The 21,999-nt window shown below is 65.7% G+C and carries 19 protein-coding genes; 9 read left to right on the top strand and 10 right to left on the bottom strand.

Going from position 1 to position 21,999, the window contains the following annotated elements; all coding sequences use genetic code 11:
- Positions 1-21: 21 nt before the first annotated feature.
- From RFM41_RS28150 to RFM41_RS28130, 5 genes are all read right to left on the bottom strand, one after another.
- A complete protein-coding gene (locus RFM41_RS28150; RefSeq protein WP_320252663.1) occupies positions 22-792 on the bottom strand; it encodes a GntR family transcriptional regulator in 771 nt (256 codons plus the stop codon).
- Between the two features lie 98 nt (positions 793-890).
- On the bottom strand, positions 891-1,604 hold the full coding sequence (locus RFM41_RS28145; protein ID WP_320252662.1) for an E3 binding domain-containing protein: 714 nt from the start codon (positions 1,602-1,604) through the stop codon (positions 891-893).
- Complete coding sequence (locus RFM41_RS28140) at positions 1,601-2,611, bottom strand: C-terminal binding protein (protein ID WP_320252661.1); 1,011 nt, start codon at positions 2,609-2,611, stop codon at positions 1,601-1,603. Before RFM41_RS28140 ends, RFM41_RS28145 begins: the two co-directional genes overlap by 4 nt.
- A gap of 32 nt (positions 2,612-2,643) precedes the next feature.
- A complete protein-coding gene (locus tag RFM41_RS28135; protein WP_320252660.1) occupies positions 2,644-5,031 on the bottom strand; it encodes a thiamine pyrophosphate-dependent enzyme in 2,388 nt (795 codons plus the stop codon).
- Between the two features lie 212 nt (positions 5,032-5,243).
- A complete protein-coding gene (locus RFM41_RS28130) occupies positions 5,244-6,464 on the bottom strand; it encodes a mandelate racemase/muconate lactonizing enzyme family protein (protein ID WP_320252659.1) in 1,221 nt (406 codons plus the stop codon).
- Positions 6,465-6,571: 107 nt separating this feature from the next.
- On the opposite strand from RFM41_RS28130, the gene RFM41_RS28125 reads away from it, so the two are divergent.
- From RFM41_RS28125 to RFM41_RS28110, 4 genes are read left to right on the top strand one after another with little or no spacing between them, the layout of a single operon-like run.
- Positions 6,572-7,366, top strand: coding sequence for an SDR family NAD(P)-dependent oxidoreductase (locus tag RFM41_RS28125; RefSeq protein ID WP_320252658.1), 795 nt, complete (start codon positions 6,572-6,574; stop codon positions 7,364-7,366).
- Positions 7,367-7,373: 7 nt separating this feature from the next.
- Positions 7,374-8,222: a transketolase gene (locus RFM41_RS28120; protein ID WP_320252656.1), complete on the top strand. Its 849-nt coding sequence runs from the start codon at positions 7,374-7,376 to the stop codon at positions 8,220-8,222.
- Positions 8,219-9,211, top strand: a complete 993-nt coding sequence (locus RFM41_RS28115; protein WP_320252654.1) for a transketolase family protein — start codon at positions 8,219-8,221, stop codon at positions 9,209-9,211. The genes RFM41_RS28120 and RFM41_RS28115 overlap by 4 nt, the downstream gene beginning before the upstream one ends.
- Entirely contained in the window at positions 9,208-10,386 is a 1,179-nt protein-coding gene (locus RFM41_RS28110) for a mandelate racemase/muconate lactonizing enzyme family protein (RefSeq protein WP_320252653.1), read from the top strand. Before RFM41_RS28115 ends, RFM41_RS28110 begins: the two co-directional genes overlap by 4 nt.
- On the opposite strand, the gene RFM41_RS28105 is transcribed toward RFM41_RS28110, so the two are convergent.
- Positions 10,387-11,427, bottom strand: a complete 1,041-nt coding sequence (locus RFM41_RS28105; protein ID WP_320252652.1) for a substrate-binding domain-containing protein — start codon at positions 11,425-11,427, stop codon at positions 10,387-10,389.
- A 249-nt stretch (positions 11,428-11,676) separates the two neighbouring features.
- On the opposite strand from RFM41_RS28105, the gene RFM41_RS28100 reads away from it, so the two are divergent.
- From RFM41_RS28100 to RFM41_RS28085, 4 genes are all read left to right on the top strand, one after another.
- Positions 11,677-12,687: an ABC transporter permease gene (locus RFM41_RS28100; RefSeq protein ID WP_320252651.1), complete on the top strand. Its 1,011-nt coding sequence runs from the start codon at positions 11,677-11,679 to the stop codon at positions 12,685-12,687.
- Positions 12,688-12,800: 113 nt separating this feature from the next.
- A complete protein-coding gene (locus RFM41_RS28095) occupies positions 12,801-13,775 on the top strand; it encodes a sugar ABC transporter substrate-binding protein (protein WP_320252650.1) in 975 nt (324 codons plus the stop codon).
- 82 nt (positions 13,776-13,857) lie between these two features.
- Entirely contained in the window at positions 13,858-15,393 is a 1,536-nt protein-coding gene (locus tag RFM41_RS28090) for a sugar ABC transporter ATP-binding protein (RefSeq protein ID WP_320252649.1), read from the top strand.
- Positions 15,390-16,151 (top strand): SDR family NAD(P)-dependent oxidoreductase, encoded by a 762-nt coding sequence (locus RFM41_RS28085; RefSeq protein ID WP_320252647.1) that lies wholly within the window; start codon positions 15,390-15,392, stop codon positions 16,149-16,151. The genes RFM41_RS28090 and RFM41_RS28085 overlap by 4 nt, the downstream gene beginning before the upstream one ends.
- On the opposite strand, the gene RFM41_RS28080 is transcribed toward RFM41_RS28085, so the two are convergent.
- From RFM41_RS28080 to RFM41_RS28065, 4 genes are all read right to left on the bottom strand, one after another.
- Positions 16,148-17,056 carry an aldose 1-epimerase gene (locus RFM41_RS28080; RefSeq protein ID WP_320252646.1) on the bottom strand — a complete coding sequence of 303 codons (909 nt, stop codon included), beginning with the start codon at positions 17,054-17,056 and terminating at the stop codon, positions 16,148-16,150. The genes RFM41_RS28085 and RFM41_RS28080 overlap by 4 nt on opposite strands.
- Positions 17,040-17,633 (bottom strand): SDR family oxidoreductase, encoded by a 594-nt coding sequence (locus tag RFM41_RS28075; RefSeq protein WP_320252645.1) that lies wholly within the window; start codon positions 17,631-17,633, stop codon positions 17,040-17,042. The genes RFM41_RS28080 and RFM41_RS28075 overlap by 17 nt, the downstream gene beginning before the upstream one ends.
- Positions 17,630-18,409: an SDR family NAD(P)-dependent oxidoreductase gene (locus tag RFM41_RS28070; protein WP_320252644.1), complete on the bottom strand. Its 780-nt coding sequence runs from the start codon at positions 18,407-18,409 to the stop codon at positions 17,630-17,632. Before RFM41_RS28070 ends, RFM41_RS28075 begins: the two co-directional genes overlap by 4 nt.
- A 149-nt stretch (positions 18,410-18,558) precedes the next feature.
- On the bottom strand, positions 18,559-20,628 hold the full coding sequence (locus tag RFM41_RS28065; protein ID WP_320252777.1) for an oxidoreductase: 2,070 nt from the start codon (positions 20,626-20,628) through the stop codon (positions 18,559-18,561).
- A gap of 212 nt (positions 20,629-20,840) precedes the next feature.
- Between RFM41_RS28065 and argE the strand changes: the two genes are divergently transcribed.
- The gene (argE, locus tag RFM41_RS28060) at positions 20,841-21,998 is read left to right on the top strand and encodes an acetylornithine deacetylase (RefSeq protein WP_320252643.1); all 1,158 of its coding nucleotides are present in this window, start codon (positions 20,841-20,843) and stop codon (positions 21,996-21,998) included.
- Position 21,999: the final 1 nt, after the last annotated feature.

Raw genomic sequence — 21,999 nt, 5'->3', positions numbered from 1 at the left:
AAATCGCACGTCCGGGCAGCCTCAGGACAGGTCGTTGGGCGCGTCGTAGGTGATGCTGAAAATATCGGCCGGATGGCGCGCGACGGAGAACTCGATGCTGCGCTGGTCGGCGGACTGATAGAGCATTTCCACCGTCAGCACCGCGCTGCCCAATGCGATGCCGAGATCAGCGGCAACCGCCTCGTCTGCGATCTCGGCGCGCACGGTGACATGCGCCACATCGAGACGCAGGCCGAGATGCTTCTGCACCGAGCGGAAGATCAGGACGTCGGAGAAGTCTTCGCGCTTCAGCCTGGCGCCGACGTCTGGGGGAAAGTAGGTGGTGATCTGCGCCTTCCTCTGCTCGCCGATCGACAGCACGCTGCGCAGGCAGTAGCCCGCCTCCTCCTTGCCCATGCCGAAATGGCGCTGGAGCACGGGGGAGACCTCCTTGCGATAGGATTTCACTGTGAGCTGCGCATCCTTGGTGAAGGCGGCCATGTCGGCGAAGTTCTTGAACTTCCAGCTCAGATTGACCGACGGGCTGCGCGCCGCGACCACCGCCGGTTTCGCCGAGCGCTTCTTGATCAGCCCGTCCGCCTCGAGATCGCGCAGCGCCTGGCGCACGGTGATCAGGCTGACCCCGAAATGCTCGGCGATCGCCGCCTCCTTCGGCAATTCCCCACCGACGGGAAAGGTGCCGTCGCCGATCGGTACCCGCAATATGTCGGCGAGCTGTCGATAGAGCGGCCCGTTGGAGCGTCCAAGCGTGCGCCTGGGAAGACTGTCGATGGTGGGAACGGTGTGGTCCATGAGCCTCGTCGCGTCTGTATCGAAGCTTTTATAATAGCTTCCGCCGCCCGAGGCTATCGTATGACGCGCAAAACTGCGCAGCGGTTTTGCTGCGCCGTTTAGACGAAAAGCCGAAGCGGATGCTCGACCGCCGATTTCAGCGCGGCGAGCCACGCCGTCGAGCTTGTCTCGTCGAAACTTGCCGTGTCTGCCGTCACCAGGCATTCGGCCTGATCGCCCGCGGTGCCGACCGAGACTGTCAGGCGCATGGCCCGTCCTGGCAACAGCGGCATCATCACCGGCCTGATATCGCTCGGCGGCAGCAGCCGTACGGACAAGGCAGCGGGTCTTTGCGAATCGTCGCGTGCGTCCGCTTGCGCCGCGAGCCGCATCGCGCGCAGCGATGTCAGCGGCATTCCCGAGGTGGTCGCGAACAACACTTGCCGGTTGCCGAGTTCAAGCGCCACCGGCGACTCACCGGCCTTGGCCGCGCCCGACATCTCAATGAACGCGCTACCCGCGGCGCGCAGCAGGATATCGTCGATGTCGAACACCTTGCCCGAGCTCTCCAGGGCAGCCAACAATTCACGCAAGGCGCCCAACGCGATCGATGTCGCGAAGGCGGCGACGCTGGACGCGGCTATCGAAGGCGCCGGGGCGGCGGCCGGAAGCTCCCCCGGCGCATCAACGGGGATGAAGCCAAGCACGTCCGCGGCCAGGATGCGGCCGTCCGGACCGCTGCCGCGAAGGGCTTCAAGCGGAAGGTTGCGGTCACGGGCAAGCCGGCGCGCATAGGGCGAGACAGCCAGCCGCGATGCCACCGCAACGTTCATTTCAGATACTCGGAGTTGACGCAGTTGGTCAGCCGGCCTTCAGCGAGATAGGCATGCACGACTTCGATCGATTTCAGCCTGAGATCGCGCATCGCCGCCGGGCTGTAGAAGGCCGCATGCGGCGTCACGATCAGCCGGTTGGCGATCCACGGCTCGCGGCGTCGCCACGCCGCCAGAAGCGGATGGTCGAGATCGCCGGGTTCGTTCGGCAGGACATCGAGACCCGCGCCGGCAACCGCGCCGCTGCGCAGCGCCGCTTCCAGCGCGTCGAGATCGACGATCGGACCACGAGCTGTGTTGACGAGGACAAGGCCGGGCTTGGCGACCGCGAAGGCGTCCGCGCCGAGCAGCTTGCGGGTTTCCTCGCTCAACGGCGTGTGGACGCTCACCACATCGGCTCGCCCCATCAGCTCGGCCAGCGAATGCACCCGCTCATAGCCGGTCGACAGGTCGACCCCGGACAGAAGATGCGGATCGTAAAACACCACCTTCATGTCGAAGGCGGCGGCGCGGCGTGCCGCTGCAAGCCCGATGCGGCCCAGCCCTACGATGCCAAAGGTCGCGCCCTTGTGACGGCGCACCAGCGGCGCCTTGGAGAAATGCCAGCCCGCGGCGCCGTTGCCCGAAAGCTCTGCTCCATAAGCAGACGTGCCGCGCGTCAGCGCCAGCATCAGGCCGATGGCATGGTCTGCAACCTCGGTGGTGCCGTAGTCCGGCACGTTGCAGGCGGGAATCTTGCGCGCGCCCCAGCCGGCCGTATCGATGTTGTCGAAACCGACGCCGGATCGCACCGCGATCCTGGCCTTGGGAAAGGCGGTCGGCACGGCGGCGACATTATGGGTCGGCGAATAGTTGATGACCGCATCGACCGCCTGGCAAACCGCCGGATCGAGCGCGGCGGCCTTGTCGTTGGTCGAGCGGGCGAGGATGAACTCGATGTCGGGATAGTGCTCGCGTTCGAGCTCGGCCTCGTCGGCGGCTTGCCAATTGGCGCACAGGATCTTCATGCTTGCCCTTCGGATTTCAAGGAAGTTGGTGACTATTTCTTGATGCCGCCGATCCGTCCGCCCATCGGCACCACGGCGCCGACCGGCTGGTCGATCGCGCTGAGCGTCCCGCTGACCGGCGCCTCGATCTCGACCACGGCCTTGTCGGTCTCGATCTCGGCGATCAGCTCGCCCTCCTTCACCGTCTCGCCGACCGCCTTCAGCCATTTGACGACCTTGCCTTCGCTGACGGTGAGATCGCCGAACGGCATCGTCACCGGCTCATCGTCGCTGGCGGTGGCGGCGGGAGCGGCGGGCTGCGGCTTGGCTGGAACAGGCGCGGGCCTTGCCGGCGCGGCACTTTTCAGGCCAACCGTGTACCAGTGATCCGGCACCGGCGGCTTGCCGGCAATCACATCGCGAGCGCCCTCGGCGATGCGTGCCGTGTCGATCAGCATGGCTCGCTCCAACACCGGCGCGAAGGGATGCGAGGTCGGCGCGCTGTGCAGCCTTCCGGGCGGGGCGTCGAGCTCGTCGAAGGCGAGCTCGTTGATCGCCTGGGCGATCTCGCCGCCAAGGCCGCACATGGCCCATGCCTCGTCGACGATGAGCAGGCGATGCGTCTTCCTGACGCTGGCCACGATCGCGTCGATATCGAGCGGCATGATGGTGCGCGGGTCGATCACTTCGGCCTCGATGCCTTCGGCCGCCAATGCCTCGACTGCCTCAAGCGCGCGCTGCACCATCTGCCCGGCCGCGACGATGGTGATGTCCGTTCCTGCCCGCGCGATCCGCGCGACGCCGAACGGTACATAGTGCTCGCCGACCGGCACCTCGCCCTTGGACGCGAACAGTGCCTTCGGTTCGAGCATGATGACGGGATCGCCGGCTCTCAGCGCCGTCTTCATCAGGCCCTTGGCATCGGCAGGGTTCGAGGGCACGCAAACGATCAGGCCCGGCATGTGGGCGAAGACCGGGTGGTAGATGCCGCTGTGATGCGGGCCGGAACTGCGCAGCGCGCCGGCGCCGACGCGCACCACCATCGGCGCGCTCATCACACCGCTGGTCATGTAGCGCAGCTTCGCCGCCTGCAGGAAAATCTGCCCTGCGGTCTCGAAGGCGAAGTCGGCGAACATCAGGTCCGAGACGGTGCGCGCGCCGGTGGCCGAAGCGCCGACGGCGGCGGCGGTGAACCCCTGCTCGGAGATCGGCGTGTCGACCATGCGATCAGGGCCGAACTCCTGCCACAGGTTCTTCGTGTGGGCGAAGCTGCCGCCGCGCTCGCCGGTGCCCTCGCCGAAATAGAGGATCGCCGGATTGGCGCGCATCTCTTCGGCAATGCCATCGCGCACCGCCTCGAGCCAGCCCTGGGTTTTCGTCTCGCCGACGGCGCGTGGCTGCAGGGCGGCCGGCGGATTGATCGGATCGGCAAAGACATGCAGGCGCACCGTGGCCGGATCGGGCTCGGGCGAAGTGCGGGCGAAGGTGAGCGCCTCCTCGACCACCTTCTCGATCCGCGCCTCGATGGCGCCGAGCGCCTCGGCGTCGGCAATGCCATACTCCTCGATCAGCCGCTTGCGGAACATGTCGATCGGATCGCGCTTGATCCAGGCGTCGAGTTCTTCCTGCGTTCGGTAGTTGCCAATGACAGGATCGCCCTCATGGTGGCCGACGGTGCGATAGGTCTTGGCTTCGATCAGCGTCGGGCCCTTGCCCGAACGGGCGCGTTCGGTCGCTTCCTTCATGGCCAGCCAGACGGCAAAGACGTCGTTGCCGTCGACGGCTACGCCGGGCATGCCGTAGGACGCGGCCTTGGTGGCGATCTCGGGATTGAGCGTGATCGATTTGAGCGGGGTCGCGGTGGCGTAGAGATTGTTCTCGCAGATGAAGACCGCCGGCGCGCGCTGCACGGCGGCGAAGTTGAGCGCCTCATGGAAGCCGCCATGGTTGGCGGCGCCGTCGCCGAAGAAAGCCACGCCTATGTCGTCGCGTCCCTGCCGGCGCGCGCTCATGCCTATGCCGACGGCATGGCCGATGCCGGCGGCGACGATGCCGTTGGTGCCGAACAGGCCGACCGAGCGGTCGTAGAGATGCATGGTGCCGCCGCGGCCGCCGCAAATGCCGTCGGCCTTGCCGAACAGCTCGGCCATAACGCGCCCGGGATTGGCGCCCTTGGCCAGCGCATGCCCGTGGCCGCGATGGGTCGATGTGACCCAGTCGGTCGGCCGCAAATGCGCGCAGATCCCGACGCCGGTCGCTTCCTCGCCAATGTAGAGATGCAGAAAGCCAGGCGTTTCGCCCTTGCGGCAAGCGATCTGGGCAACGCTTTCGAAGCGGCGCAGCAACACCATGCGTTCGAACAGGTCGAGCAGGATTTTTCGGTCGGGCAGATTTGGCGCACCCTTGAAATCCTCGCGTGCGCGCGCCGCAGAAATTGCCACCAAAGCCTCCCATGGATCCGTCTGGCGCCGCGCGAGAACGCGCCGGCGGCGAGCTTGTGGCTGCTCGCTTCGGGCTGATAATAGATTATAATAGCATAATGTCTACAGGCTGTAAGCAAAGCGTGCGAGACGCAAGCGCGTCCGCCGTTTCGCCGAACCGGTGAAACGCTCTATCGCCTTGTTTTGACAAAGGTCCTGACGAAAGCCGTGCTCTAGATCTTGGTGATCCGCACCGTGGCGTCGGGCCGCTGGAAAAGCTCCGGTCGGAGGCTGAGACCTAATCCCGGTCCATCGAGCGGCGCGACATGGCCGTCACTCACCGGCGGAATATCGGCGACGATCTCGGTGTACCATCCGGTGAAATAGGCGCGCACGGCTTCCTGGTAATTGACGTTCGGCAAGGTGGCCGAGAGCGCGCAGCTGGCGGCATAGACGATCGGCCCCGTGCAGTCGTGCAGCGTCACCGGCAATTCGCTGGTCTCGGCCATGTTGGCGATCTTGCGAGCTTCGGAAAGGCCGCCGCACCAGGCAAGGTCGATCATGATCACCGAGGCCGCGCGCTTGTCGATCAACTGCTTGAACATCTGCCGCGTGGCCAGCCGCTCGCTGGCCGCGATCGGGATCGAGGTGTGGCGCGCCAACTCGGCCATGGCGTCGAGCTCGTTGTAGCGGATCGGCTCTTCCAGCCAGGCGACGTCGTAGGCTTTCAGCGCCTCGGCGATGCGCAGCGCCGGCGGCAGGCTCCACAGCCCATGCAGCTCGACCATGATCTCCATGTCGCGGCCGACGGCGTCGCGGATCTTCTGGAACGGCTCCAGCGCCTTGTCGAGGTCGGCAAGCGAGATGCGGGCGCCGTTCGATGCCTCGGCGGCAATGTCGAACGGCCATATCTTCATGGCGCCGATGCCTTCGGATTTCAGGCTCCTGGCGAGGTCGCCGGCATTGTAGCGCCATGCTAGCAGGTCCTCATACGGGCCTTCGTTGGAATCGCCCGATTTGAGCGACCAGTCCTCGCCGCGCTCGAACAGCGCGTTCTTCTTGCTGGCGCGCACATGCTTGTAGCCCGCGCAGGTGTTGTAGATCGGCACGCTTCTGTGCGTGCGGCCGCCGAGCAGCCGCCAGACCGGCTCGCCAAGCGCCTGGCCATAGATATCCCACAGCGCGATGTTGACAGCGGAATTGCCGCGCACCTCCGCGCCGGAATCGCGCGCGCCGACATAGACGCTGCCCAGCGTGCGGTCGTGCAGTTCGATATCCCGAGGATCCTTGCCGATAAGGTAGGCAGCGACGTTGTCGTGGATGTAGGAGGCGACCGGCCCTGGCGCCCAGAAGGTTTCGCCGGTGCCGATGATGCCGGCATCGGTATGGACGCGAAGCCAGAACAGGAATGGGAATTCCGCCAGCTGCAGCGTTTCCAGCGCGACGATCTTCAATTTTTCCTCCCGGCTCCTGGGCCCGCGAACAGTAGCACAAGCCCGTTGACAGCCATCTATGGATACCGGTATCCATCGCGTCAAGATGGCCTTGGGAGGAGGTTGGCTTGCCTGCTGAAATTCCAGACACCACGACGCGACGGGCACTTGTCACCGGCGCCGCGGGAGGGCTTGGCCGCGAGGTGGCGCTGCAACTGGCCAGGCGCGGCTGTGCCGTCGCCGTCACCGACATCAATGGCGAAGGCCTAACCGAGACGGCCCGGCAGATCGGCCAGACCGGCGCGGAAGCTGAGACCATCATCGGCGACTTCACGCTCGAAGGCGCGCCGGAAGCAGCGGTCGACAAAGTGGTCGCGCGCTGGCGCGGCATCGACATCCTCGTCAACAATGCCGGCTATGGCGTGATCGAGCCCTTCCTCGACGCCACCTTCAAGGCCTGGACGCGCACGCTGGCGCTCAACGTCACAGCGCTTGCCATGGCCTGCAAGGCGGCCGGCCGGGTGATGCGCGAGCAGCGCTCGGGGCGCATCGTCAACATCACCTCGCCCGGCTCGCGCATGGCACTGCCCGACTACACCGCCTATACGGCGAGCAAGGCCGGCGTCGATTCCATCACCCGCGCCGCGGCCGTCGCGCTTGCGCCCTATGGCGTGCTGGTCAACAGCCTGGCGCCGGGCATGATGGACACCGAGATGCAGCGTTCGACCGAACTCGATCTTGCCCGCGCCAATGGCCGAAGCGATCTGCAGGCCTTCCTCGACGAACGCACGCGCCGCATTCCGCTCGGCCGTCGCGCCGAGATTTCCGAGGTGGCCGAAGCCGTCGTCTGGCTTTGCCTCGATGCGCCGCAATACATGACCGCCGAGCGGCTCAACATGTCGGGCGGGCTGGACAAGGACTAGGCATCAAATGCTGCGAAACTCCCCTCCCGGCAGCGCCGATGTCGCCGCGCTGGAACGCAAGGCGACACGGCTGCGCCGCCACATGCTGACCATGGCGCGCGGCCAGGGCCAGGGCTATATCGGCCAGGGCCTCGGCATCGCCGACACGCTGGCGGCGCTGTATTTCCACGAGCTGCGCTACGATCCGCACAATCTGGCATGGCCGGATCGCGACCGCTTCCTGTTGTCAACCGGGCATTACTCGATCGCGCTTTGGGCCGCCCTGGCCGAGGCCGGCATCATCCCAGTCGAGGAGCTTGTCACCTATGGCGCCGATAACAGCCGGCTGGAGATGTCGACGCTCGACACCACGCCGGGCGTCGAGGTCATTGGCGGCTCGCTCGGCCATGGCCTCGGGCAAGGCATCGGCCAGGCGCTGGGACTTCGCCTCGATCGCTCGGACGCGCGCGTCTTCGTCGAGCTTTCCGATGGCGAGATGCAGGAGGGCTCAACCTGGGAAGCGGCGATGTCGGCCAGCCATTTCGAATTGGACGGGCTGGTGGCGCTGATCGATTGCAACGGTATCCAGGCCGACGGACCCGTGGTGCTCAACATGGAGCCGGTGGCTGACAAATGGCGCGCCTTCGGCTGGGAAACGACGGAGATCGACGGCAACGACATGAAGGCCGTCCTCGACGCGCTGGCCGGCGCGCGCAAACGCAATGGCAAGCCGAAGGCGATCGTGCTGCGCACCCTGCCCGGCAAAGGCGTGCCGCGCATCGAGACCAGCGAGAAATCGCACTTCTTCCGCATCGACGTGGCGCAATGGGACGGCATCATCGCCGAGTTCGACAAAAGCATGGGAACTCACCAATGAGCGGCGGCGTGCAAGCCGGACGGACCCTGGCCATGGGCCAGGACGAGGCTGTCGGCGGCGGCCGGCAAAGCGTGGAAGCACCGTTCGGCCGGGCCCTGGCCAGGCTCGGGCATAGCCGGCCTGATATCGTCGGGCTGACCGCCGACCTTGGCAAATACACCGACATCCTGCCGTTCAGGGACGCCTTTTCCGACCGCTTCTTCAATGTCGGCATGGCCGAACAGAACCTGGTCGCCGTCGCCGCCGGGCTCGCCCGCGCCGGCAAGGTTCCCTTCGCCACCACCTATGGCGTGTTCGCGACGCGGCGCGCCTATGACTTCGTCGCCATCGCGCTTGCCCACTCCAACCTCAACGTGAAGATCGTCGCCGGCCTGCCGGGATTGACGACCGGCTACGGCGGCACGCATCAGGCGATCGAGGATCTGGCGCTGATGCGCATGATCCCCGGCCTGACCGTCATCGACCCTTGCGACGCGACCGAGATCGAGGCGGCGACAGAGGCGGTCGCCGAGTATCCAGGTCCGGTCTACATGCGGCTGCTGCGCGGCAGCGTTCCGGTCGTGCTCGAGCCCGGCTACAAATTCGAGATCGGCAAGGCGCGGCGGCTTCGCGAAGGTTCCGATGTCGGCATCATCTCGACCGGCTTCATGACCGAGCGGGCGCTGGACGCGGCGGAGGCCTTGCAGAAACAAGGCATCTCCGCCGGGGTGCTGCATGTGCCGACAATCAAGCCGTTCGACACTGCGGCCGTGGCCGAATTTGCCGGTTCCGTGGATCATATCGTTACCGCTGAAAACCATGTCATGGTCGGCGGGCTCGCCAGCCTTGTCGTCGAGAGCCTGTTCGGGGCCGGCATCGCCAAGAAAGTGACGCGCATCGGCCTGCCCGATCGCTATGTCGAATGCGGCGCGGTGCCGACCCTGCAGGCGAAATACGGCCTCACCACCGAAGCCATTGTCGCCACGATCACCGGGTTGGGGTCCGCATGAAGATCACCGACATCGAGACCTTTGCCGTCGGTGCCGGCTGGAAGAACTGGCTGTTCGTCAAGGTCCATACCGACAAGGGCATCCATGGTGTCGGCGAAGGCACGCTGAACGGTTTCATCAAGACCACGGAAGCCGGCGTGCACGAGCTCAAGCATCTCGCCATCGGCCAGGACCCGCGCCGCATCACCGCTTTGGCCAAGCGCATGCTGGACAGCGTTTCGCTCGACGGCGGCCATATCCACCGCACGGTGATCGCGGCGATCGAAGTCGCCTGCTGGGACATTCTGGGCAAGAGCCTGGGCGTGCCGATCCACCAGCTTCTCGGCGGGCAGGTGCGCGACACGGTGCTTGGCTATGCCAATGGCTGGTATCGCACCGAACGCACGCCGGAAGCCTTTCTCGAAGCCGCGAAGGCTGTGCTGGCCAAGGGCTTCAAGGCGTTCAAGCTCGACCCCTTCGGCACCGCGCAAGGTTTCATCTCGCGCGAGGAGCTGGACCTTTCCTACGCGATCTGCCGGAAACTGCGCGATGAGCTGCCGGGCGACACGCTGATCCTGATCGACGTGCATGCGCGCTTCACCGAGATTGCCGCGCTTCAGGCGGCGCAGAAATTCGCCGATCTTGACATCTACTGGTGGGAGGAGCCGACCTCGCGCGACCGCCAGGAGACGGTGCATGAGGTGGCGCATCGCTCGCCCATCCCGGTGGCGACCGGCGAGATGTACGACACGGTCGGCCAGTTCTACACGCTGGCGGCGGGCGGCGGCGTCAACATCTTCCAGCCCGAGCCGATGTCGCTCGGCGGCATCGCGCCATCCATGCAGGTCGCCAATCTGGCTTTAGCCCATGGCAGCCACATCGCGCCGCATCAAAGCGGCGGACCGGTGGCGACGGCGGTGTGCCTGCAACTTGCTGCGGCGGTGCCGAATTTCCTGATCCAGGAGCATTTCGACGCGTTCAACGATCCGTGGACCCGCGAGCTGGTGACCTGGCATCCGACCATCAACCCGGACAACGGTCATCTGTCGCTGCCGCAGGCGCCGGGGCTCGGCATCGATCTCAACCTCGATGCGATCAAGGATCATCCTTACGACCCCAACGCCTATCTCAACGTTCATGCCGAAGGCTGGGAGAAGCGCCTGGGCCGCCGCGAGCAGCCGGCGACAAAGGCCTGATCAGGCGCTTTCGCGGTCGATGATCTCGAAGCCGAGGCTGGTGACGGTCGGCACCTCGACGTCGCCGCCCAGCCTCGCCAGCAATTGCCGCACGGCGCGGCGGCCCATGTCGTAGCGATTGACCCTCACTGTGGTCAGCCGCGGATAGAGCTGCGCGGCGAGGTCCATGTCGCCATAACCGGCGATGGCGATCCTGCCGGGCACCGCCCAGCCCCGCCGGTGGCATTCCTGCACTGCGCCGACGGCCAGCGTGTCGCTGGAAAAGAAGATGGCGTCGATGTGCTTGTGTCGGGAGGTAAGCGCAACCAGCGCCTCGGCGCCGCCCTGTGCGGTGATCGGCACCTCGACCTCCATGCCGTCATGATTCTTGATGCCGAGCTTAGTCAGCGCCGCGTGGTAACCGGTGCGGCGCTGTTGAAGACGGTCATTACCGTGGATCGGCGTCGAGACAAAGCCGATCCGCCTGTAGCCTTTGGCCGCCAGATGCATGGTCATGGCGTAGGCAGTCTCGAAATTGGAGATGCCGACCACCATGTCGATCGGATCGCGACCCTTGACCTCGGAGATCTCGACCACCGGCGCGCCACTGCCCTGCAGTAAGGCGCGCGCCGTTTCGCTCTGCACGAAGCTTTGAAGGATCATGCCGGCCGGGCGCCAGCCGAGCAGCGTGCGTATCGCTTTTTCCTCGGCTTCCCGCGTGAATTCGCCCTGCACGAGGAGCATCGAATAGCCGCCCTCATGGCATTCGTCGGACATGCCTTGCACCTGCTCGGCGATGCCCGAATTGATCAGCGGCGGCACCACCGTCCCGATCATGCGGCCGTTGCCGCGCATGCTGGACGCAAGCTGGTTGGGCACGAAGCCGATTTGCTCTATCGCCTCAAGCACCCTGGCGCGCGTCTCCGCCGAGACCCTGCCGGGATTGGACAGGGAACGCGACACCGTGATGGGCGCGACACCGATGCGCCTCGCGATCTCGCGAACCCCGAGACGCTGCGACGGTGTGTTCCCGCCGGGATCGTCCCCTGACCCATCGGTCATCGCCAAGCTCCACAAAGCATGATGCGCGAAGGGAAAAACCAGCTCCGGATCGCACGACCAGCGCCATTCATAGCGGCTGCGGCGAGCGCTTTCCAGCGACGTGCCAGACCTAGCCTAACTCCTGAAATTTCGCCGTTGACAAGTTATAATATTATAATCTTAATGGCACCGAGGAGCACGCCGGGATCGGCGTGGGCGCGATGGTGCCGGTTGCGGGAGCCGGCGGCGTGCGCCGCCAGGGAGGTCAGGATGGAAAGCGCGGCTGACGTGAGCTCGCCGCCCCGGGATAGGCAATCGTTCCGGCGGCGGCTGATCGGCTTCATCGCTATCGGCGAAGTCGGCGTGCTGGCGGCGATGGCTCTGCTGATCGTCTTCTTCTGGCTGCTCGAACCGGCTTTCCTGTCGGAGCGCAACATCCGCGCCATTCTCAACGTCGTCTCGTTCGTCGGCATCATCGCCATCGGCCAGACCATCCTGCTGGTCGCCGGCGAATTCGACCTGTCCGTCGGCTCGGTGGCCGGACTGTCCGCGGTCGTCGCCGCCAAGCTGATGACCGCGGCCGCGCTGCCGGTGACCGTCACCATTCTGGGCGGGATCGGAGTCGGCGCGGCAATCGGACTGCTCAATGGCGTGATCGTCGTCAGGCTCGGCATCCCTGCCTTCATCCAGACGCTCGGCATGCTGTTCATCGGCCAGGGCCTGATCCAGGTGGTGACGGGCGGCTATCCGGTCTATCCCCTGCCGGAGGCGATCAACGCGATCGGCGGCGCCGACCTCGCCTTCGGCCTCGGCTGGAGCTTTGCCTTCTTCATCGTCGCGGCGATCGTCGCCGATTTCGTCCTGCGGCGCACCGTGCTCGGACGCAACATCTACGCCACCGGCGGCAATCAGGAAGTGGCGCGCCTCGTCGGCATCAACACCAGCGCCTACAAGATCGGCGCCTTCATTGTCGTCGGCGCGCTGTCGGCGATCGCCGGCATGTTCGTCATGGCCGATCTCGGCAGCGGCGGTACCTCGATCGGCAGCGGCTGGGAACTGACGGTGATCGCAGGGGTCGTGGTCGGCGGCGTCAGCCTCTTCGGCGGCGCCGGCACGGTCGCCGGCGGCGTCGTCGGCATCCTGATGCTGAAGGTGGTGCAGAGCGGCCTCGTCGTCATCGGCGTCAACTCCAACTGGCAGCAGATCGCGGTCGGCGTGATCATGGTCATGGCCGTGGGACTCGACATCGTGCGCCGCCGCTACTTCATCGCCGGCGCATAGCGAGCCGCTAGGGAGCCGCCATGTCAAACGACGAACGACGGCGGGCGACGGACAATGGCTGGAATAGCAATTTTTGCGGCGGCAAAACGCCGGTGAAGCAAGGGAGGTAGGACATGAAGATCGATCTGAGAAAGGGACTGATCCGCACGGCTTTTGCGACCGTCGCGGTTGCCGCTTCGCTGGGTTCGGCGAGCTTCGCCCAAGCTGCCGACATCCACCTGCTCTGGGTGCAGGCGATGAAGGATCACCCTGTCCACCGGCTGATGCAGGCGGGCTTCCTCAACAAGTGCAAGGAGCTCGGCTATAGCTGCGAAGTCGTCGGCGACCCGAGCGCGACGAATTGGGACATTCCGGCGACACTGCCGCTTGCCGAAGCGGCGCTGGCGCGCACCAAATACGACGCGATCGGCGTCTATGGTCCCGATCCGGCGATCTACTCCTACATTTCCAAGCTGGCCAAGGAGGGATTCCCGATCGTGACCTGGCATGTGCTGCCGCCGGAAGGCACGGTCCAGGGGCTGAAGGCAGCGACGGGCGAGGACATTGCCGGCGCCGGCCAGAACGCGGCCGTCGCCATCGGCGAAAAGCTTGGTGGCAAGGGCACCGTGGCGCTGACTCAGGGCGCGTCCAACGATACCGAGAACGCCATGTCGGCCGCGTTCCGCCAGACCATCGCGGAGAAATATCCCAACATCAAGGTGCTCGACACCCAGATGGAGGGCTTCGAGCCATCGGCGGCCGAGGCCAAGGCGGTCGCGATCCTTCAGGGCAATCCGGACGTGACCGCGGCCTTCGGCACCACCGGCAACAGCATCCAGACCTGGTCGGGCGCCGCCCGCAAGGCCGGACGCGACGTCGTCATCGTCGGCATGGACTATATCAGGCAGAATCTCGACCTGGTGAAATCGGGCGCAGCCTACGGCATCGTCGCGCAGCCGCTCTATGAAGAGAGCGCCAAGGTTGCTGAACTGCTCGGCGATCTCGCCCAGGGCAAGAGCGTGCCCTACAGCAACCCGTTGCCGGCCAAGGTGATCACCGCCGCCGACCTCGACCCCTACTACAAGATGCTGGACAGTGCCGGCCAGTGACGCCCATCGCCGGGTCCGTGATTTCTCGGACCTGGCATCCGCCGAGAGGATAGCCGTGCCCAACGCCGCCCAAGAACCGCTGTTGTCGGCCACCGCAATCGCCAAGAGTTTCGGCGGCGTGCAGGCGCTGCGCGGCGTCGATTTCGATGTCATCCCGGGCGAGATCCACGCTTTGCTTGGCCAGAACGGCGCCGGCAAGTCGACACTCGTCAAGATCCTCAACGGCGTGCATCCGGCCGGCTCCTATGCCGGAACCATCCAGCTCGACGGCCGGCCGGTCAGCTTTGCCTCGCCCGCCGATGCGCGGTCGAACGGTGTCGGCTATGTGCCGCAGGAGATCGAAGTGCTCGAGCAGCTCTCGGTCGCCGAGAATGTCTTTGCCGGCCGCACCGGACTGGGCGATGGCGTGCTGGTCAACCAGCGGAAGCTGGAACAGCGGGCGGGCGAGATCTTTGCCGATCTTGGCATCGGCATCGATCCCCGGGCCTATGTCGCGTCGCTGACCTCGGCGCAGCGCCATCTGGTGATGATTGCCCGCGCCATCGTCATGAAGCCGCGCGTGCTGATGCTGGACGAGCCGACCGCCTCGCTCTCCGGCGCCGAGGTCGACGCGCTGTTCAGCGTGCTCAGACGCCTCAAGGCGCAAGGCGTGGCGATGATCTACATCACCCATCGCCTGCCGGAAGTGCTCGCCATCTGCGACCGCGCCACCGTGCTGCGCGACGGGCAGGTGGCGGTGCGCATCGCAAGGGAAGATTTCGATGCCGAGACCTTCATCTTCTCGATGTCCGGCCAGAGGCTGCAACGGCTGTTTCCAGAGCACAAGGCTCCCATCGGCGCCCCAACCGCGCTGGAGGTTCGCAATCTGACCGTCGCCGGTCATAGCGGCGCGGTGCATGGCGCCAAAGACATCAACCTGTCGGTGGCCGCCGGCGAGATCGTCGGGCTTGCCGGCCTGCTCGGCTCCGGCCGCAGCGAGATATTGCACGGCATCTACGGCCGCGTCCCGGCGGAAGCTGAAATCCGCGTCGCCGGCGAGCCCGTGGCGATCGGATCGCCAGGCGACGCCCGTGCCGCAGGCATCGCGCTTTTGACCGAGGACCGCAAGCGCGACGGCCTGTTGTTCAATCTGCCGGTCGGCGCCAACATCACCATCGGCAATCTGGCGCCCTTGTCGCGGCGGGGCATCGTGCGCGGTGGGCTCGAACGCAGCTCCATCCTGGCCGCCATGCGCGCGCTCAACGTCAAGGCATCATCGCCGCAGGCTTCGGTCAATCATCTGTCGGGCGGTAACCAGCAGAAGCTTCTGTTCGCCCGCGTGCTGATGCGCGCGCCGAAAGTGCTGCTGCTCGACGAGCCCACCAAGGGCGTCGACGCGGCCACGCGGCACGAGATCTACCGGCTCGTCGTCGACCTCGCCGAAAAGGGCGTGGGCTTACTGATCGTCGCCTCCGAGCTCGAGGAGCTGATCGGTCTTTGCGACCGTTGCCTCGTCGTTGCCGACGGCCGCATCGTCGACGAATTCGGGCGTGGCGAAGGCGGCGAGGATCGCGTTCTGCGCTCCGTTGCCGCGGCGCAAGCCGAACGCCACGCAAGAGCTTCGCAGGTTTCAGCATGATGTTTGCAGGCAAGCGAATTCTGGTCACCGGGGCGGCCACCGGCATCGGCCGGGCGACGGCCGAGCATCTCGTGGCTCAGGGCGCGATGGTTTTCGGCGCCGGGCTGGACGGCGAAGAAGGCAAGGCGCTCGCTGCCCGTTACGCCGGCGACAAATTTATCTTTCGCGAGACGGACCTCACCCGCGAAATCGAGGTGCGGGCGGCCGTTGCGGAGGCGGCGGAGCGGTTCGGCGGGCTTGACGCCGTCGTCAACTGTGCCGGCATCTATCCGACGGGCAAGCGGCTCGAAGAGCTTTCCGACGAAGACTGGGACAGGACCGTTGCCGTCAACCTGACCGCGATCTTCCGCATCTGCCGCGCGACCTTGCCGCTGCTGCGCGCGGCCGGCGGCGGCTCGATCGTCAACATCGCCTCGGTTCACGCCGATGCCACGGTTCCCGGCGTGCCCGCCTATGCGGCGACAAAGGCGGCGGTCGTCGGGCTGTCGCGACAGATGGCGCTCGACTATGCCGTCGATCGCATTCGCGTCAACGCCGTGCTTGTCGGCTCCGTCGCCACGAGAATGACCCTGGACGGACTGGAAGCGGCCGGCGGCGCGGAAGCGCTGGGCCTTTCGTTCGAGCCCAACAGGATCGCGCGTATCGCCAATCCTTCCGAGATCGCCACCGCCATCGGCTTCCTGATCTCGGACGCCTCGTCCTTCGTCACCGGCAGCGCCATGCAGGTGGACGGCGGGCTCCTTGCCCGGCTGCTCTAAGCTGCTGGGAATGTAAGCGCGAAGGGCGCGAACGAAACTGCGCCAGCCGCGCTGGCGCCCGGGGCAAGAACGATCACACCTTCATCCGGATCGTTCCATCGGCCACGGTTGAAGGCGCCCGAGGCATTCGTCTGCGGTTCCAGGCAGAAACAAGGTTTGGTCGGATCGGCATAGAGCATCAGATGCTTGAAGACGGGATCGGCGACGATCCGCAATCCGGCGCCGCGCGACGGATAGCGGATGATCGCTTCGCCGGTCCAGCCGCCATAGTCATTGTTGCGCCAACCGCCCGGCAGCGACCCACCCTTCGCGAAGTCCAGTTCGGGCGGCAGCGTGATCGGATCGCCCGAAACGCCTTCGGGCTCTTCGAGATGGAAGCGCCGGGCGCTGAATTGCAGCGTCACGTCGCGATCGCGATCGAACCAGGGGTGCAGGCCAAAGCCGAACGGCATGGCAACCGGCCCTGTGTTGGTCAGCGTCATGGTCACGCTGAGCCCCTTCTCCGAGACAGCGAAGGCCTGCTCGGCGCGATAGGAATAGGGTTCCGCCCCGCCGGTAACCTCGAGCGCCAGCGTCGCCGCGCCGGCATTGCTTCTGGCGACGGTCCATGACTGCTTCCAGCCGCTGCCATGGACGTTGAACCTCTCGGGCGGATTGTTGGGCAGGACCTGCCAGCGCCTACCCTCGAAGTCGAATTCGTTTCCGGCGATGCGGTTGGCGTAGGGCACCATCGGGAACATCGCGACGCCCAGCACGTTGCCTGCGTCGCGGTCGTCATCCGAAAGCCGGCGCATGAGGTCGATGCCGTGCCAGCGCATCGCGCCGACGCTGCCGCCGATTGCCGGCGCCAGCACGACCTCCAATGCTCCTGCGCTGAGCGTCAGCGCCTCAGAAATTGCGGCCATAGCCCGCCGCCCAGCCGCCGTCGACGCCCAGCATCTGCCCGGTGGTGTAGCTGTTCAGCGGATCGCAGAAGAACAGCACCGCGGCGACCGCTTCCTCGACGCTGCCGGCGCGGCCGACCGGCGTGTGGCTGAGCATCGCCTTGTCGCCCGAAACGATGGCGCCATCCTCGACGGCGCCGAAGCCAACCGCATTGACCAGGATTTTCGGTCCGAATTCCATGGCAAGCGCACGCATTCCGGCAAGGATCGACGCGCTCTCCATGGAAAAGCGCGGATGGCGGCGCATCGGCATGCCGGCGACCGCCGAGATCAGGAAGACGATGCGGCCGCCGCGCTCGGTCATCATCAAGGCAGCCTTGCGCGCGTCGGCATACAGGGAGCGCGGATCTCCGGCTTTCGTTCCTGGACGCAGCGGACAGGATACCAGCAGGATATCGGCGGCACGCGTCGGGGCGCCCTCGACAATATGCCCGCCATTGGCACGCAACGCTGCCAGCACCGCGCCGACGATCGCATTGGTTTCGCCGTCCAGGGCGATCATGGCGCCGGCGAGATCGATTTCCATGGCGGCGCTCACATCATGTATCCCGCGGTCCAGCCGCCATCGACGGCCAGCACCTGGCCGTTGATGTAGCTGGCGGCCGGAGAGACCAGGAACAGCACGGCCTCGGCGATCTCGTCGGGCTGGGCCGGCCGGCCGAGCGGCACATGGGCGAGGAACTCCTGCGTGCGGCCGGCGAACTTGCCGTCGTCGCCGTAGAACAGCTTGGCGGTCAGCGCCGTCATCACCGAGCCGGGCGCGATCGCGTTGGTGAGGATTCCCCTGGCGCCCAGTTCGATCGCCATCGACCGCGTCAGATGGACGATGGCGGCCTTGGCGGCAACGAACGGGCTTTGCAGGCGCATCGCGGCAAGGCCGACGACCGAGGCGATATTGACGATACGCCCGCCCTTGCCGGCCGCAAGCATCGTCGCCAGCGCGGCACGGCTCATGATGTAGAGGCCGTCAAGGTCGATGCCGGTGATGCGGTCCCATTCCTCGGCAGGGAATTCGTCGATGGTGACGCGATGCGCCAAGGTGTTGACGCCGGCATTGTTGACCAGGATGTCGAGCCGCCCGTAGCGATCGGAAACCTTGGCGATCGCGGCGTCGACCGATTGGCCGTCGCGAATGTCCAGAGCGCAGGCCATCGCATTGCGCAGGCCGGCCGCGACGCGCTCGGCGCCTGCCATGTCGATGTCGGCGACGACAACCGCGGCCCCGTTATCCGAAAGCCGTTTGGCGATGGCGCTTCCGATTGCGCCCGCCGCCCCTGTGACCAAGGCGACCCGATCCGATAAGTCACACCGCATTGCTCGCCGTCATCATTATTCTACGACAGGAAGCTATTATAATAATATCAAAGGTCAAGGAAGCCCTAAACGGAGCCGATGATAACGAAGTATCGGATAAGGAACGATAGTGGTCGACCCGTTCCTAAGCGGGTACCGACTATGCGGCGCTACCCGCCCGCCAGCGCCGTCACCTCGCGCCGGAAAGGCAGCGCGTCGCCGATACCGGGTTCGTCCAGCTCGCGGGCGAAGCGGTGGCCGGCATAGGTCGCCCAGGCGATCGGCCCCGGCGCTTCCGCGTCGCCGATCACCTTGACCGTACGGACGCCGTTATCGGCCCACTCGTTCTCCCGGGCTTTCAACTCGCGCCAGACGGCATCGTCTTGATCGCGCGACGTGACCAGGACGACGGCATCGGCGGCCAGCTCCTGTCGCGCGCCGGTGTAGACGCAAGCCGTCTCGACGCCGCCTGAAGCGATGTTCGTGACTGTCCTGTTCAGGACGATATCAACCCCCAGCTCCGCCAGCCGGCGGTGGATGGCGCCCTGCTCCAGCGTGTTTCTTGTCCAGTCCGAGACATAGGCGGACGGCGTCACCAGAGTTACCTTCGCGCCCCGGCGCGCCATCAGCTCCGCCAGCACGCCGCCCATATAATAGTGGTCGTCGTCGAACAGCACGACATTGCCGGACGGCACCTTGCCGCCCATCAGATCGTCGGGCGTGTAGACCGGCATCGCGCCATCGATCGGCATCGGTACGACATGGGCGCGCGCGACACCGTCGCGCCGCCAGGTCGATCCAGTGGCGATGGCGACGTTCTGGAAGCCGAAGGACAGGATGTCGTCCGCCGACAGCCGGCTTTCGAAATAGATGTCGACATTCGGCATCTGGCTGAGCTGGTACTGGCGGTAGTCGCGCACCCTGCCCCAGGCCGACAGCCCCGGCAGCAGGCACTCGCGCGCCACGCGCCCGCCAAGCTCCGTGCCCGCTTCCGCAATGGCCATCTGATAGCCGCGCAGGCCGAGCGCGCGGGCGGCCTCCAGCCCGGCCGGCCCAGCGCCGACGATCAGCACGCTGTCGCTGTCGCCCTTGGCCTGCATGCGCTCCGGATGCCAGCCCTTGCGCCATTCCTCCATGAAGGTCGGGTTCTGCGTGCAGCGCGAGATCGACATCGTCATGTCGCCGGTGATGCAGATGTTGCAGCCGATGCACTCGCGGATGTCCTCGATGCGGCCTTCTTCGACCTTCCGCGGCAGGAAGGGATCGGCGATCGATGGGCGCGCGCAGCCGATGAAGTCGAGCGTGCCCGACTTGATCATCCTGACCATCACGTCCGGCGAGGTGAAGCGGCCGACACCGGCGACCGGCTTCGACGTCAGCTTCTTGATGCCGGATACAAGGCTTTCCTGCGCCGCCTCTTCCTTGAAGCGCGACGGCCCGGAACAGTCCTCCCAGGCACCATGGGCAAGGTCCCACAGATCGGGCAGATCGGCATGCATCTCGATCATGTCGCGGACTTCCGAATTGGCGAAGCCGAGGTCGCCGATCATCTCGTCCAGCGACAGCCTGAGCGTCAGCCCGCACGTGTCGCCGATTGCGTCGCGGCCTTCCTCGATCAGCTCGCGCATCAGCCGCGAGCGGTTTTCCAGCGAACCGCCATATTCGTCGCTCCGCTGGTTGGTGGCCGTGGACAGGAAATGCTGGATGATGCCGAAGCCATGCGCGCCGTAGAGGCAGACCAGGTCGAAGCCCGCCTGCTTCGCGCGTTTGAAGGCATTGCGGTGCCAGCGGCGCAGGTCGCGGATATCCTGTCTGTCCATGGCGCGCGTCTGCACCGGATCGTTGGTGAAGGTGCGGATCGGCAGCGCCGACGGCCCGCGCGGGACCTCCTTGGTGTAGAGGTTGGGACCGTTGATGCCGGAATAGGCGAGCTGGATGCCGGCGAGCGCTCCGTATTCGTGCATGGCCTTCGCCATCTTGGCCAGGGCCGGAATGTCGGCGTCGTCCCACAGGCGCAGCTCGATGAAGGGCGTGATCTCGGAGGTGTGGTGCATCTCCGTCTGCTCGGTAAAGATGACGCCCCACCCACCTTCGGACTTCATCCGGCGCATCTCGGCCGCGGCCGAAGGATCGCGGTAGCCGCCGCCATTGCAATGTGGAACCTGGTAGAAACGGTTCTTGGCCGTCACCGGTCCGATCTTCATCGGCTCGAACAGAATGTCGTAGCGTGGGTCGCGCATAATAGCTTCCTTCATGCCGGCTGCTCTGGAGATTACCCATAAGTTGGCGCGTGCGCGGGAAAACTACGGATTTCTTCCGCGCGGATTAGGACGCGCCTAATCTTGTGTCGCGTGGATTAGCCTCAGATGAAGCGAGGCTGAGCCAAATGCGACTTCAGGACCGCAGCGCCACGATGTAGACAACGGCTACGGCAACGGGACCAGAGACAAGAATGGGCAGTATCAGCATCCTCGAACGGTTGATCGCCTTCCCGACGGTGAGCCGCGACTCCAACCTCGATCTCATCGGCTATGTTGCGGAGCTGCTCAAAGCGAGCGGCATAGCCAGCCAGCTCATCCACAGCGCCGACGGGCACAAGGCCAACCTCTTCGCCACCATCGGCCCGGCCGATAAGCCCGGCATCATGCTGTCCGGCCATACCGATGTCGTTCCCGTCGACGGCCAGAACTGGACGCTGCCGCCCTTCGCGATGACCGAGCGCGACGGCAAGCTCTATGGGCGCGGCGCGGCGGACATGAAGGGTTTCGTGGCCTCAGCGCTCGCGGCCTGCCTCAACACCTCGAAAATGGCGCTGCGCACGCCCTTGCATCTGGCGCTCTCCTATGACGAGGAGGTCGGCTGCCTCGGCGTGCGCGACCTGATCGAGATGCTGAGCGCGGCACCGCAACGCCCGCTGCTGTGCATCGTCGGCGAGCCGACCAACATGCAGGTGGCGACCGGTCACAAGGGCAAGCTTGCGGCGCGCGCGCTCTGCAAGGGACGCGAAGGCCACTCGGCGCTTGCCCCGCTGGCGCTCAACGCCATCCATCTCGGCTGCGACTTCGTGCGCGCCTTGCGCGACGAGCAGGACCGGCTGGCCCGCGACGGCGCGCGCGACGGCGATTACGACATTCCCTACACGACGGTCCATGTCGGCAAGATCAATGCCGGTATCGCGCTCAACATCGTACCCAATCTTTGCGTGGTCGACTTCGAGATCCGCAACGTTGCGGCTGACGACGCGAACGCCATTCTCGACCGGCTTCGCGACGCCGCGGCGCGCATTGCCGCCGACGCAGCCTCGATCGCGCCCGAAGCGGCGATCGACATCGAGATCACCAACATCTATCCGGGCCTCGACACGCCGGCCGCCTCAGAAGCGGTCGCCTTCGTCAAATCGCTGACCGGCGCCAACGACACCATGAAAGTCGCTTTCGGCACGGAAGGCGGATTGTTCAGCCGCGATCTCGGCACGCCCGCCGTCGTCTGCGGACCGGGCTCGATGGCGCAGGGGCACAAGCCGGACGAATTTGTCAGCGTCGAGCAATTGCGGCGCTGCGACGAGATGCTGGAGAGGCTGCTGTCGCGGCTCGCCGATGGCTGGCCGTGAA

Origin of the sequence: Mesorhizobium vachelliae (genome assembly GCF_033977325.1) — a bacterium.
Classification (GTDB): Bacteria; Pseudomonadota; Alphaproteobacteria; order Rhizobiales; family Rhizobiaceae; genus Mesorhizobium; species Mesorhizobium vachelliae.
Note: the sequence above shows the minus strand (reverse complement) of the source record. Positions and strands in the feature narration are given on the sequence as shown.

Excerpts from the sequence above, each read along its gene's own strand:
- RFM41_RS28120 (WP_320252656.1), top strand. The coding sequence starts at position 7,374 with ATGCTGCGAAACTCCCCTCCCGGCAGCGCCGATGTCGCCGCGCTGGAA.
- argE (WP_320252643.1), top strand. The coding sequence starts at position 20,841 with ATGGGCAGTATCAGCATCCTCGAACGGTTGATCGCCTTCCCGACGGTG.
- RFM41_RS28070 (WP_320252644.1), bottom strand. The coding sequence starts at position 18,409 with ATGCGGTGTGACTTATCGGATCGGGTCGCCTTGGTCACAGGGGCGGCG.
- RFM41_RS28080 (WP_320252646.1), bottom strand. The coding sequence starts at position 17,056 with ATGGCCGCAATTTCTGAGGCGCTGACGCTCAGCGCAGGAGCATTGGAG.
- RFM41_RS28115 (WP_320252654.1), top strand. The coding sequence starts at position 8,219 with ATGAGCGGCGGCGTGCAAGCCGGACGGACCCTGGCCATGGGCCAGGAC.
- RFM41_RS28150 (WP_320252663.1), bottom strand. The coding sequence starts at position 792 with ATGGACCACACCGTTCCCACCATCGACAGTCTTCCCAGGCGCACGCTT.
- RFM41_RS28085 (WP_320252647.1), top strand. The coding sequence starts at position 15,390 with ATGATGTTTGCAGGCAAGCGAATTCTGGTCACCGGGGCGGCCACCGGC.
- RFM41_RS28110 (WP_320252653.1), top strand. The coding sequence starts at position 9,208 with ATGAAGATCACCGACATCGAGACCTTTGCCGTCGGTGCCGGCTGGAAG.
- RFM41_RS28100 (WP_320252651.1), top strand. The coding sequence starts at position 11,677 with ATGGAAAGCGCGGCTGACGTGAGCTCGCCGCCCCGGGATAGGCAATCG.
- RFM41_RS28140 (WP_320252661.1), bottom strand. The coding sequence starts at position 2,611 with ATGAAGATCCTGTGCGCCAATTGGCAAGCCGCCGACGAGGCCGAGCTC.
- RFM41_RS28095 (WP_320252650.1), top strand. The coding sequence starts at position 12,801 with ATGAAGATCGATCTGAGAAAGGGACTGATCCGCACGGCTTTTGCGACC.
- RFM41_RS28105 (WP_320252652.1), bottom strand. The coding sequence starts at position 11,427 with ATGACCGATGGGTCAGGGGACGATCCCGGCGGGAACACACCGTCGCAG.
- RFM41_RS28145 (WP_320252662.1), bottom strand. The coding sequence starts at position 1,604 with ATGAACGTTGCGGTGGCATCGCGGCTGGCTGTCTCGCCCTATGCGCGC.
- RFM41_RS28065 (WP_320252777.1), bottom strand. The coding sequence starts at position 20,628 with ATGCGCGACCCACGCTACGACATTCTGTTCGAGCCGATGAAGATCGGA.